Annotated in this window: 8 protein-coding genes, 1 tRNA gene and 1 other RNA gene; 6 read left to right on the plus strand and 4 right to left on the minus strand. The window is 71.0% G+C overall.

Annotated elements, in window-relative coordinates; translation table 11 throughout:
* The first annotated feature begins 30 nt into the window (after positions 1-30).
* Positions 31-122: transfer RNA gene (locus ACIQLK_RS06335), tRNA-Ser, on the plus strand.
* A gap of 56 nt (positions 123-178) precedes the next feature.
* Here ACIQLK_RS06335 and ACIQLK_RS06340 read toward each other — a convergent pair.
* From ACIQLK_RS06340 to ACIQLK_RS06350, 3 genes are read right to left on the minus strand one after another with little or no spacing between them, the layout of a single operon-like run.
* Positions 179-2,422: a transglutaminaseTgpA domain-containing protein gene (locus tag ACIQLK_RS06340; protein WP_400363523.1), complete on the minus strand. Its 2,244-nt coding sequence runs from the start codon at positions 2,420-2,422 to the stop codon at positions 179-181.
* Complete coding sequence (locus ACIQLK_RS06345; RefSeq protein ID WP_400363525.1) at positions 2,412-3,650, minus strand: DUF58 domain-containing protein; 1,239 nt, start codon at positions 3,648-3,650, stop codon at positions 2,412-2,414. Before ACIQLK_RS06345 ends, ACIQLK_RS06340 begins: the two co-directional genes overlap by 11 nt.
* Before the next feature lie 14 nt (positions 3,651-3,664).
* The gene (locus ACIQLK_RS06350) at positions 3,665-4,696 is read right to left on the minus strand and encodes an AAA family ATPase (protein WP_400363526.1); all 1,032 of its coding nucleotides are present in this window, start codon (positions 4,694-4,696) and stop codon (positions 3,665-3,667) included.
* A gap of 90 nt (positions 4,697-4,786) precedes the next feature.
* On the opposite strand from ACIQLK_RS06350, the gene ffs reads away from it, so the two are divergent.
* The 5 genes from ffs to ACIQLK_RS06375 all read left to right on the plus strand — a co-directional run bounded on the left by ffs (position 4,787) and on the right by ACIQLK_RS06375 (position 11,736).
* An RNA gene (ffs, locus tag ACIQLK_RS06355) (signal recognition particle sRNA small type) lies at positions 4,787-4,883 on the plus strand.
* 71 nt (positions 4,884-4,954) lie between these two features.
* The gene (gene pta, locus ACIQLK_RS06360) at positions 4,955-7,093 is read left to right on the plus strand and encodes a phosphate acetyltransferase (RefSeq protein WP_400363527.1); all 2,139 of its coding nucleotides are present in this window, start codon (positions 4,955-4,957) and stop codon (positions 7,091-7,093) included.
* Positions 7,090-8,313 carry an acetate kinase gene (locus ACIQLK_RS06365; protein ID WP_400363528.1) on the plus strand — a complete coding sequence of 408 codons (1,224 nt, stop codon included), beginning with the start codon at positions 7,090-7,092 and terminating at the stop codon, positions 8,311-8,313. Before pta ends, ACIQLK_RS06365 begins: the two co-directional genes overlap by 4 nt.
* A 22-nt stretch (positions 8,314-8,335) precedes the next feature.
* Positions 8,336-9,058 (plus strand): HAD family hydrolase, encoded by a 723-nt coding sequence (locus tag ACIQLK_RS06370; RefSeq protein WP_400363887.1) that lies wholly within the window; start codon positions 8,336-8,338, stop codon positions 9,056-9,058.
* Positions 9,059-9,117: 59 nt separating this feature from the next.
* A complete protein-coding gene (locus ACIQLK_RS06375; RefSeq protein ID WP_400363529.1) occupies positions 9,118-11,736 on the plus strand; it encodes a glycoside hydrolase family 65 protein in 2,619 nt (872 codons plus the stop codon).
* Positions 11,737-11,738: 2 nt separating this feature from the next.
* On the opposite strand, the gene ACIQLK_RS06380 is transcribed toward ACIQLK_RS06375, so the two are convergent.
* On the minus strand, positions 11,739-12,836 hold the full coding sequence (locus tag ACIQLK_RS06380; RefSeq protein ID WP_400363531.1) for an NAD(P)-binding domain-containing protein: 1,098 nt from the start codon (positions 12,834-12,836) through the stop codon (positions 11,739-11,741).
* Positions 12,837-12,900: the final 64 nt, after the last annotated feature.

Below are 12,900 nucleotides of genomic sequence, written 5' to 3' on the forward strand. Positions count from 1 at the left end.
GAGGGAGCCTGCGTGGTAGGCTCTCCCGTTGGAAGCGTGTCCGAGCGGCCGAAGGAGCATGGCTGGAATCCATGTAGGCGGGGTAACTCGTCTCGCAGGTTCAAATCCTGTCGCTTCCGCCAGAACGAAGCCCCGCACCTCGAGGTGCGGGGCTTCGTCGTTCCGGTCGTCGCGGACGTCAGCGTCCGAGTGGGAATGCCTCGGCGAAAGTCGACCCCGGGCGGATGACGAGGGATCGGGGGAGCAGCCGGCTGACGAGGCGCCGCGGCGCGGACACGCCGGCGAACAGCCCCGTGCGGACCGCCGCGGCATCCGTCGTCAGCTCGGTTCCGTCGTTGTCGCCGAACGACTCCGGCGGGCCGTAACTCGATCTCTCGACCGCGTGCACCAGGCGTTCCACGGCGGACGCCGGAGCGCCGTGATCTTCACGCAGCCGTTCGCCGAAGGCACGCGGGGATTCGGACTCCGGAACCGGGATGCCGAGATCGATCGCCGCGTCCTGGACGAGGCGCCACGCCGCGCCGGCGCTGCCACGACGCGCCTGCGACATACGCCGACGGGAGAGCGCTCCGCGCACGAAGGCGGGCAGCGAGAGCACGACCAGCGCACCGAGCGCGATGCCGATCGCCGGGAGCACGCGCATGATCGAGAACGTCGTCGCCTCCGGCGTCTGCGCCGTGGGGTCGTCCTCGGGGCGGGGCGCCGACGACGCCGTCGGGGTCGGCTCCGCTGCGGCCGTCGGGGTCGGCGTCGGCTCGGGCTCGTTCGACGTGTTCTCCTCGGACGCGAACCGCTGTGCTGCTCCGAGGCTCTTGGTCGGCTCGAACGGAACCCAGCCGATGCCGTCAAAGAAGACCTCGGGCCAGGCGTGGAGCTGGGCAGTCGTGGCTTGATAGACCCGGTCGTCGTCGACGACGTCACCGGTGGGCAGGCCAGGCAGGAACCCCACGACGACTCGTGAGGGCATGTCGAGGGTGCGGGCCATGATGGCGAAGGCCGAGGCGAAGTGCACGCAGTACCCCGATCGGACCTGGAGGAAGGTGGACACGGCCTCGATCCCCGATCCGTCGAACCCGTCCTCGACCGGCGCTTCGAGCGAATAGTCGAAGTCGGGTCCGCGGAACCAGGTCTGCAGGGCGAGCAGCCGGTCGTAGTCGTTGGACGCGTCGGCGGTCACCTGAGCGGCGAGGTCGGCGATCTCGGGCGGGGTGTCGCCGGGCAGCTCGCGGGACTGGCGGGGGCCACCACGCGCCTCGGCGGCGCGGGCCTGTTCCAGGGTTGGCCGCGGTGTACGGCTGACGACCTCGAACTTCTGGCCGCGCGCGGCGGTCGAAGGGGAGACGACCGTCCCGTTGTCCGGCGCGATGCGCCAGACGCCGGTCACCCCGTCGATCGAGACGGCATCGGCGGGCACGGGCAGCTGTGCTGAGGACAGATCGAGCACCTGGACGGTCCGCCGGTCCTCGACGACCTCTATTCCCGCGGCGGCCGCGTCCTCCGGAGCCCACTCCTGAAGGGGGACGGAGCGGCTCCGATCGGGCTGCCACGAGTCGCCCTCGAGCTCGGTCAGGGTGGCGACCCGGAGATAGGCCGGGGCGGCGGCCTCGCTCCACTGCGTGACCACGGGCACCTCGGCGGGCCGCCGCAGGTCGTCTCCGAGGTTCAGGGATGCGTCGATCGTCGTGCCGCCGCCCAGTCCGCCGGTGGGTGCGGCGGGGGTCGGCAGCGCGGGTGCGGCGACGAGGGCGATGACGACGGCGGAGGCCGCGATCACAGCCGCGACGGCGCCCACTCCTCCGCGCGGCGACGACGCCGTCCGGGTCCGGTCGCGCCCGCGAGTCTCGGTGCGCAGCAGCCACAGGAGCGCGAGGGCGAGGAGGGCGAACGCCCACAGATCGACCGGCTGCGGCACGGCGAGGGTCGGGATGAGCCAGACGGCGATCAGTGCCACACCGGCGAGCAGCGGCATCCGCGCCGTCAGGACGACGTGATCGAGGGCGACGGTGAGCAGTCCGACCGCGCCCACGATGAGGAACGTCAGGGAGGCGGACGCCTCGAGCGGGGCGACCCCCACCGCGATGTCGTTGCTCGCGATCTCGACCAGTCGGGGCACGCGGGCGAACGCCTCGCCCGAAGGGATGACGAACAGCCACGCGACGTCCGAGAAGAAGACCGCCGTCATGATCGCGGTCCACAGTGCGACAAGGATGACGGTGACGAGGACCGCGCTCACCCCGAGGCGGCGGAGGAGGTAGCCCGCACCGAGCAGGATCGCCGCGAGGACGAACGCGAGTGCCGCCCACGCCCCACCGGCGATCACCGAGAAGAGGGGGACGAGGGATGCCGTCAGGGCCAGCAGCAGCGCCGTCGTCGACAGGCCGTCGTGCCGGGGTCGGGTCGTATCGACACGCTCAGCCGACACGACCGCGGAACCCTTCCACGCCCGACCAGAGCGACTCGAGTTCGTCCTCGGGCTCGAGGCGCTGGACGCGCCATCCGGACTCTCGGGCGATGCGGAGGGCGTCGCCCGCCCCGCCGAGCGTGAACAGGACAGGCATGCTGCTGTGACCCACGATGGGGGCCAGCGACGCGGCATCCGCGGGATCGACCTCGCCGGTCACCACCACGACGGGTCCCACCGTGGCGCCGGCGAACAGCGGGGCGAGTTCGGTCAGCGCGCCCTCGCGCCGAGCCGTCAGCGTCGCGAAGGCGGTCGTCATCGACTCGAGCGCCGCGGAGTCGCCGCCGTCGATGGGAGGGACCAGTTCCGTTCCGTCGACGTCGACGACAGCGACGCCGTACCCTTCACGGACGAAGCGCGCGGCGGCGGACACGACGATCGACAGAGCGGCCTCGAAGTCGGGGTCCTCACCGGGCGAACGCAGCGCGTCGGCGCTCCATCTCGCGACGGCGCGGTCGAAGACGATGACCGCCTCCGGGTTCGACTCGCGCTCCTCCTGCCGCACCATGAGCTCGCCGCGGTGGGCGCTCGCCCGCCAATGGATGCGGCGCATCGAATCGCCGGGAGCGTACGCGCGGGGGATGAGGTTGTCGGCGCCCTGGCCCAGCTTGTCGGTGACCGACTGCATCGTCCCGCCGGCCGCACCGGGGAGGTCGTCGAACATGTCCAGCGGTGCCACCGCGGGGGCGATCGTGAGGGGCACGGCGCTCCCGAGTTCCTGGCGGCGACGCGACAGACCGAACGGATCGGTGGTCTCGACCACGAGCGGGCCGACGGGACGCACTCCTCGGCGGCGGGCGCGCACCCGGTAGGCGATGTCGACGCGGTGACTTCCCGACGCGAGTCCCGAGCGCAGGGCGGGGTAAACGCCTGTGGGTTCGCCGTCGATGCCGCGGGGCAGGCGATCGCGCCAGGTGCCGACGACCGTCGGCAGGACCGAGCGCGACTCGACGCGCACGCGCACATCGACGTCGGCTCCGACCGAGGCGACGGGGGGCGCGAACGAGCGGCGGACGCCGTCGGCTCGGTGCCCGAGCCACAGCGAGGCGAAGGAGAGGGCGACCGCCGCGACCAGCAGCACGCCGAAGAACACGAGCGCCGGCACACCGAGTACCGGGGCGAGGACGAACGACGCGAGCGCGAGCACGATCGCGCCCGTACCTCGCGGGGTGAGCGGCCACCGGGACATGGGGAACGCGCCGCTCAGCGGGCGGCGACGGGGACGCGGACCGAGCCGACGATCTGCTCGAGTGCCGAGGAGACGAGGTCCACGCCGCCCCGCCCGCGCGAGACGGCGGCGCCGCGCGCGGCGATCAGGCGATGGGCGAAGACGGGCTCGAGCAGCGTCACGACGTCGTCGGGGATGACGTACTCCCGGCCCTCCAACGCCGCCCACACCTTCGCCGCGCGGATGAGCTGCAGTGTCGCGCGGGGGCTCGCCCCGAGTCGCAGATCGCCGTGCTCGCGCGTCGCCCGCGACAGCGCGACGGCGTACTCCTCGACGGCGGGCGAGACGTGCACCGTCCGGGCCCAGGCGATGAGGGCCGCGACGCGCTCCGCCGTGATGACCGGGCGGACGGCGTCGAGCGGGTTGCCGGTGTCGCGCTGGCGGAGCATGAGCGCTTCGTTCTCGGCATCCGGATACCCCATCGAGATGCGCATCATGAAGCGGTCCCGCTGCGCTTCGGGCAGGGCATACGTGCCCTCCATCTCGAGCGGGTTCTGGGTCGCCACGACCAGGAACGGGTCGGGGAGGGGGCGGCTCGTGCCGTCCACGCTGACCTGGCGCTCCTCCATCGCCTCGAGCAGGGCGGACTGGGTCTTGGGCGAGGAACGGTTGATCTCGTCCGCGATGACGATGTGGGCGAAGATCGCGCCGGGCTTGAAGTCGAACCGGCCCTCGGACTGGTCGTACACGCTCACGCCCGTCACGTCGCTGGGCAGCAGATCGGGGGTGAACTGGATGCGTCGGACGGTCGCCCGGATCGAGTTGCCGAGCGCCCGGGCGAGCATCGTCTTGCCGACTCCGGGGACGTCCTCGATGAGCAGGTGACCTTCGGCGAGAAGGCAGACGAGTGCGGCGCGCACGGCGTGCGGTTTGCCGTCGATGACCTTCGAGACCGAGTCGACGAGGGCGGCGGTCGTCTCCGAGAAGACGGATGCGTCGACCCGGGTCGCCTCGTGCGCCGGAGCCGTGGCTCCCGGCGCCGTCATGGTCGTCTGGTCGTCGGTCATCCGTCCCCCTCACGCGGTGGGCGCAGCAGCGCGCCAGGACCGATGCTAACCCGGCGTCGCTGGGCGGCGGCCGACGTCGGGTAGACTTGCAGCAGCTCTCCGCGAGACGGCATCCAGGCCAACTCCCCCAGGACGGAAACGTAGCAAGGGTAACCAGGCTCTGCCGGGTTCGCGGAGAGTCTTTCTTTTCCCGGAGCGGCTCGGCGCGATGATGCTGCATCCAGCCGGTGCATCAGCCCGCGAGCCTAGGCTGGGTCCGTGGCTCAGAGCATCTACATCACCTCCGCCGAAGGTCACTCCGGCAAGTCGACGATCGCCCTGGGTGTCCTCGACACCCTGAGCCGCCGATCGCCGCGCGTCGGGGTGTTCCGCGCGATCGCCCGCTCCACCGAGGAGCGCGACTACGTGCTCGAGATGCTCCTGGACCACGACGGCGTAGACCTCGGGTACGACGAGTGCATCGGCGCCACGTACGACGAGGTGCGCGCCGACCCTGAAGCCGCCCTCGGCCGCATCGTGGAGCGCTACAAGGCGGTCGAGGCGCAGTGCGACGCCGTGGTGATCATCGGCAGCGACTACACCGACGTGGGAAGCCCCGCCGAGCTCGGCTACAACGCGCGCATCGCCGCGAACCTCGGTGCCCCGGTCCTCGTCGTCCTGTCGGGTCAGCCGACCGACGGTGAGCGGTCGACGGATGCCGGTGGTCTGTCGCCCGAGCAAGTGGGCAATCTCGCCACCCTCGCCCTGGCGGAGCTCAAGCACGAGCGCGCCGGGATCTTCGCCGTCGTCGTGAACCGCGCCGACCCCGACCGTCTCGACGACATCGTCGCCGCCGTCCGAGGGGTTCCCGCAGCCGACGGGGACATCGGTGTCTGGGCGATCCCGGAGGACGCCTACCTCGTCGCCCCGTCGGTCCGTGACGTCGCCCGCTCACTCGGAGCGACCCTCATGAAGGGGGACGAGGACCTTCTCGAGCGCGAAGTGCTCCACGTCGTCGTGGCGGGCATGTCGCTGAACAACGTCCTGCCGCGCCTGGAGGAGGCAGCCATCCTCGCCGTGGCGGCCGACCGTACCGAGGTGCTCCTGGCAGCGTTGCTGGCGAATGCCTCCGGGACGTTCCCCTCGCTGTCCGGCATCGTCCTCTACGGACCCTTCGAGCTGCCCGAACACGTCGAACGGCTCATCGACGGTCTCGATTCGAACCTTCCGATCCTCGCGACCGATCAGGGCACGTACGAGACGGTGCGCGGGATCATGAGTGCGCGCGGTCGCCTCGCGGCGCATTCGCAGCGCCGCTACGACACCGCGCTGTCGCTCTTCGACCAGCACGTCGACACCGACGACCTGCTGCGTCGCATCGGACTCGCGAGCTCGAACGTCGTCACGCCCCTCATGTTCCAGTACGGCCTCATCGAGCGTGCCCGCAGCGAGCGTCGTCGCATCGTCCTCCCCGAGGGCGGCGACGACCGCATCCTGCGCGCGGCCGCGACCGCGCTCGCGCGCGGGATCGCCGACATCACGATCCTCGGCGAGCCCATCGAGGTGCGCTCCCGCGCACTCGAGCTGGGGCTCGACATCCAGGCCGCCGAGGTGCTGAGCCCGTTCGATGCCGTCCACGTGGACAAGTTCGCCCGCGAGTACGAGCGGCTGCGCGCCCATAAGGGGATCACGTTCCGCCAGGCCGCCGACACCGTCACGGACGTCTCCTATTTCGGCACGCTCATGGTGCATCTGGGGCTCGCCGACGGAATGGTGTCGGGTGCCGCGCACACGACCGCGCACACCATCCGACCCGCCTTCGAGATCATCAAGACGAAGCCGGGCGTCGACGTCGTCTCGAGCGTCTTCCTCATGGCGCTCGCCGATCGGGTGCTCGTCTACGGCGACTGCGCCGTCATCCCGGATCCGACGGCCCCGCAACTCGCGGACATCGCGGTCTCCTCGGCTGCGACGGCGGATCAGTTCGGGATCTCGCCGCGCGTGGCGATGCTCTCGTACTCGACGGGGGAGTCCGGATCCGGCGCCGACGTCGAGAAGGTCCGCGAGGCGACCGCCCTCGTGCGCGAGCGTGCGCCGCAGCTCCTCGTCGAGGGTCCCATTCAGTACGACGCGGCGACCGACGCGGCCGTCGCCGCGACGAAGATGCCGGGCTCGGATGTGGCCGGCCGTGCGACGGTCTTCGTCTTCCCCGACCTCAACACCGGCAACAACACCTACAAAGCGGTGCAGCGCTCGGCGGGAGCCGTCGCGATGGGGCCGGTCCTGCAGGGGCTCAACAAGCCCATCAACGACCTGTCCCGCGGCGCCCTGGTCGAGGACATCGTCAACACGATCGCGATCACCGCGATCCAGGCCCAGAACGCGGCGGATGCCGCAGCCCCGGAGACTCGCGCATGACCCCCGTCCTCGTCATCAACAGCGGCTCGTCGTCGTTCAAGTACCAGCTCGTCGACGTCGAGACCGAACGGGCTCTGGCCTCGGGGCTCGTGGAGCGGATCGGCGAGGACGTCGGTGTCGCCACGCACACCGTCTTCTTCGCGGGGGACGAAGCCGGTGTCGCCGCGACGAAGGCGACGACCCGCGTCGAACGCGCGATCCCGGATCACACGACCGGCTTCGCCGTCATGCTCGAGGCTTTCGGCGCGCAGGGCCCGTCGCTCGATCGGGCCCGGCCCGTCGCCGTCGGCCATCGCGTCGTCCAGGGAGGTGCGCGCTTCTTCGAGCCGACCCTCGTGACGCCGCTCGTCGAGATCAACATCGATGAGCTGTCCGCTCTCGCACCGCTGCACAACCCGGGAGCCCTGCAGGGCATCCGGGCCGCCCGGAAGGCGTTCGCCGACGTCCCGCACGTCGCGGTGTTCGACACCGCCTTCCATCAGACGATGCCCGCGGCGGCGTACACCTATGCGATCGACCGTGAGACGGCTCGAAAGCACCGCATCCGCAAATACGGGTTCCACGGCACGAGCCACAAATTCGTCAGCGAGGCCGCCGCCGACTTCCTCGGTCGTCCCCTCTCAGAGCTCTCGCAGATCGTGCTCCACCTCGGCAATGGCGCCTCGGCGACCGCCATCCGCGGGGGTGAATCCGTCGACACCTCCATGGGGCTCACGCCGCTGGAAGGTCTCGTCATGGGAACGCGGTCGGGCGACATCGATCCGTCCGTCCTCGGTGTCCTCGCCCGCCGCGAGGACATGACCCCGGGTGAGCTCGACGGCTTCTTGAACAAGAGGAGCGGCCTGCTCGGCCTCGCCGGCGCCTCGGACATGCGCGACATCGACGCGCGACGCCGACAGGGGGATGCCGACGCCACGCTCGCCTTCGACGTCTACATCCACCGCCTCCGCGCGTACATCGGCGCCTACCTCGCGCAGCTCGGCGGCGCCGATGTCATCTCGTTCACGGCCGGCGTGGGGGAGAACTCCGCCGTCGTGCGTGCCGCGGCGCTCGAGACCTTCGGATTCGCCGGGGTGCGACTGGACGCCGAGCGCAACGAGTCGGGCGATCGCGGCATCCGCGTCATCTCGACCGATGATTCGCCCGTGACCGTCCTCGTCGTCCCCACCGACGAGGAACTCGAGATCGCCCGCCAAGCCCACGCAGTGGCGACGGCGTGACCGTTACGCTGGTCCGGTGACGATGGCCGACCTCCCCGACCTCACCCGCTTCGACGGAGTCCTCTTCGACCTCGACGGCGTGCTGACACCCACCGCCGAGGTCCACATGCACGCGTGGGAGAGCATGTTCACCGAGCTCTTCGCGGCGTGGGGCATCGAACCCGCCTACGCCGAAGGCGATTACTTCGAGCACCTCGACGGTAAGAAGCGATACGACGGCGTGGCCAGCCTGCTGCGCTCCCGCGACGTCGAGGTCCCGTGGGGTGACCCCTCCGACGATCCGTCGGCGGACACGGTGTGCGGCATCGGCAACCGCAAGAACCTCGTGTTCGAACGGGTCCTCCGCGCCGAGGGGATCGCGGCCTACCCCGGCTCGCTCGCGCTCGTCGAGAAGCTCCAGGCCGCCGGCATCCCGATCGCGGTCGTCTCGAGCTCGAAGAACGCCCGCGAGGTCCTCACCGCGGCCGGCATCGTCGACCGCTTCCCCGTCATCATGGACGGCGTCGTCGCCGAGGCCGAGCACCTGTCCTCCAAGCCGGCGCCCGATGTCTTCTCCCGTGCCGCCGAGATGCTCGGCGTCGATCCCGCCCGCAGCGCCGCGGTCGAGGATGCGCACTCCGGTGTGCGCTCCGCCGCCGCCGCCGGATACGGTCTCGTGGTGGGTGTCGACCGCGGCGCCGGCGCCGACGCGCTGCTCGAGGCCGGGGCTCACGTCGTCGTCGACGACCTCGCCGTCTTCGTCTGACGCGCAACACCCGCGGCATCCCCTTCACGTCCCCGTCCTGTCTCCCGAAAAGGACCTCCATGATCGATCGTCAGCGCTTCCCCGTGGACCCGTGGCGTCTCGTCGAGACGTCGTTCTCGCTCGATGACCCCGGCGTCACCGAGACACTCTTCGCGGAGGGGAACGGCTACCTGGGCCTGCGCGGCAACCACCCCGAGGGCCGTCACGCGCAGGAGCACGGCACCTTCCTGAACGGTTTCCACGAGGTGTTCCCGATCCGCCACGCGGAGCGCGCCTTCGGGTTCGCCGAAGTGGGGCAGACGATCATCAACGCCCCCGACAGCAAGGTCATGCGCGTGTACGTCGACGACGAGCCGCTCTCGCTCGACATCGCCGACCTGCGCGAATACGAACGCGCTCTCGACATGCGCCGGGGCGTCCTCACACGGCACGTGCGCTGGATGACCCCGAGCGGCAAGGACGTGGTCGTCGACTACGAGCGGCTCGTCTCGTTCGAGGAGCGGCACGTCGCCGTCATGCGGATCTCGGTGACCGTCCTCAACGCCGACGCACCCGTCACCGTCAGTTGCCAGCTGATCAACCGCCAGGACGGTCAGGACGTCTACGGCGGTGCCGCTCACGGCGCGAAGTCCCAGGCCGATTTCGACCCGCGCAAGGCCGACGGTTTCCAGGGCCGCGTCCTGCAGCCCGAGGAGTACTGGCAGGACGGCGACCGTTCCGCGCTGTCGTACAAGGTGACCGCGTCAGGCATGACGGTCGCCGTGGTGGCCGACCACCTCGTCGAGACCGACAACGAGTTCTCCTCACGTTCGCTCGTCGAGCCGGACATCGCGAAGAACGTCTTCCGGGTGCAGGCGCGCCAGGGCGTCCCGGTCACGATCACGAAGGCCGTCGCCTACCACACGTCCCGCGGCGTCCCCGCGCGCGAGCTCGTCGAGCGCGGCCGTCGCACCCTCGACCGCGTCGAGCACGAGGGCATCCAGGCACTCTTCGATCGCCAGGAGGCGTGGGTCTCGGCGTTCTGGGAGCGATCGGACGTCGTCATCGAGGGACACGACGACCTGCAGCAGGCGACGCGCTGGTGCCTGTACCAGCTCGCGCAGGCGGCAGCCCGTGCCGACTCGCTCGGCGTGCCCGCGAAGGGCGTCACCGGTTCCGGCTACAGCGGCCACTACTTCTGGGACACGGAGGTCTACGTCCTCCCGTTCCTGGCCTACACGACGCCGCTCTGGGCGCGGAACGCGCTCCGCATGCGATACCTCATGCTCCCCGCGGCCCGGAAGCGGGCCGGTCAGCTGAACGAGGCGGGCGCCCTCTTCCCGTGGCGCACGATCAACGGCGAGGAGGCCTCGGCCTACTACGCCGCAGGCACCGCGCAGTACCACATCAACGCCGACATCGCCTTCGCGCTCGGCAAGTACGTGCGCGCGACGGGGGACACCGACTTCCTCTACCGCGAGGGCGTCGACATCCTCGTCGAGACCGCGCGCCTGTGGGCCACTCTCGGCTTCTGGCGCTTCACCGAGACCGGCGAGCCCGAGAGCTTCCACATCCACGGGGTGACCGGGCCCGACGAATACACGACGGTCGTCAACGACAACCTGTTCACGAACGTCATGGCGCGCTACAACCTCCGGTACGCGGCCCGCGTCGTGCGCGAGATGGCCGTCGACCAGCCGCAGGCCTACCGCGCCATGGTCGAGCGCCTGGACCTCGACGAAGCCGAGCCGGTCGCCTGGCAGAGCGCCGGTGAGGCCATGCACATCCCGTACAGCGAAGCCCTCGGCATCCACCCGCAGGATGCGATCTTCCTCGAGCGGGAGGTGTGGGACCTCGAGAACACCCCGCCGGAGCAGCGCCCGCTGCTGCTGCACTTCCACCCGCTAGTCATCTACCGGTACCAGGTGCTCAAGCAGGCCGATGTCGTCCTCGCGCTCTTCCTGCAGGGCAACCAGTTCACGCCCGCCGAGAAGCTGGCGGACTTCGAGTACTACGACGCCCTGACGACGGGGGATTCGACCCTGTCCGCGGTCGTCCAGGCCATCCTCGCGGCGGAGGTCGGCTACCAGGACCTGGCGCTGGAGTATTTCCGCGAGTCGGCCTTCGTCGATCTCGGCGACCTGCACCAGAACGCGTCGGACGGCGTGCACGTGGCATCGGCGGGCGGCGTGTGGACCGCGCTCGTCGCCGGCTTCGGCGGCATGCGGGATCACCGCGGCGCCCTGAGCTTCGACCCGCGCCTGCCGGCGCAGTGGCCGTCGCTGTCGTACACGCTGCACTGGCACGGCACCCGGTTGCGCATCACCGTCCGCCGCGATGAGATGACCGTCGGCGCCGGCGAGGGCGACGCGGTGTCGTTCACCGTGCGCGGCGCGGGCTACACGGTCGCCGGCGGCGAGACGGTCACGGTCCCGCTCGAGGGCCAGGGCCCCGTCATCCCGGGCCGGCCGACGCTGCAGCAGATCGGCGAGCAGCTCCGAGAGGACGGCACGCTCCTCTCGGCCTCCGTGCCCGATGCGACCGCCGCAACCTCTGTGCCCGTCCACACCGGCACGATCCCTGTCGTGACGGTCGAGTCCGCGGGGACGGATGCCGCGGAGGAGATCGCAGCCGACGCGGACACCCGTACGCAGCAGATCCCGACGCAGGGCGCCGGAGACGCCGCCGTCCGCGTCTGACCTCAGCCCGCGGCGCGGTCGCGGACGATCGTCCGCACCGCGTCGCGTCCGGCGCGATTCGCACCGACCGTCGACTGGGACGGGCCGTACCCGATGAGGAACAGGCGCGGCTCGTCGACTGCTCGCGTGTCGCGCACGCGGACGCCGCCGGCGGCGGTGCGCAGCCGCAGCGGCGCGAGATGCGCGATGTCGGCGCGGAAGCCGGTGGCCCACAGGATGACGTCCGCCGGCTCGAGGGTGCCGTCCGGCATCCGCACCCCAGCCGGTTCGATGGCGTCGAACACCGGGTGCCACACAAGGGCGCCGCGGTCCTCCGCCGCCTCCGCCCAGGGCGACCAGTGCGCGCCCGTGACCGAGACGACGCTTCCGGGCGGAAGCCCCTGGCGCACGCGCTCCTCGACACCGGCGATCGCCTGGATGCGCGCTGCGGTGTCGAAGCCGGTCGCATCCCACTGCGGCTCGGTGCGCGACACCCAGAACGTGTCGGTCACCTGCGAGATCTCGTCGAGCAGCTGGATCGCCGAGACACCGGCGCCCACGATCACGACGCGCCGCCCGCGGAACTCCTCGGCCGACCGGTAGTCGTGGACGTGCAGCTGCCGCCCGGCGAACGAGCGCTGACCGGGGTAGGTCGGCCAGAACGGCTTCCGCCACGTCCCGGTCGCGTTGACGACGTACCGGGCCGACCATGGGACCGGGCCGTCGGCGTCCTCCGCGTCGACCGTCAAGGGTCCGCGCGGATCATCGTCGGCGCGTCGGACGGCGCGCACGCGGACGGGGCGTTGCACGCGCAGGTCGTAGCGGTCCTCGTACGCGGCGAAGTACGCCGGCAGGACCTCGCGGCTGGGGGCTCGCGGATCGGCGGGTGGCACCGCGTACCCCGGCAGTTCGTGGATGCCGTTCACCGTGCCCATGCGCAGCGTCGGCCAGCGGTGCTGCCACGCGCCGCCGGGCTCGGACTCCGCATCGAGCACGACGAACGTCGGGGAGTCGTCCTCCTCGCCGAGGGGAAAGAAGCCGCGGCGCCGCAGGTGATACGCCGCGCTGAGCCCCGCCTGTCCCGCACCGATGACGAGGACGTCGACGGAGGCGGGGGGCATGCTCGCTGCAACAGCGATCCGCGACGCGGTGTTCCCCGGCGTGACCGCGTCGATCGAGCGCCCG

The organism is Microbacterium sp. NPDC091382 (assembly GCF_044757025.1).
GTDB lineage: Bacteria > Actinomycetota > Actinomycetes > Actinomycetales > Microbacteriaceae > Microbacterium.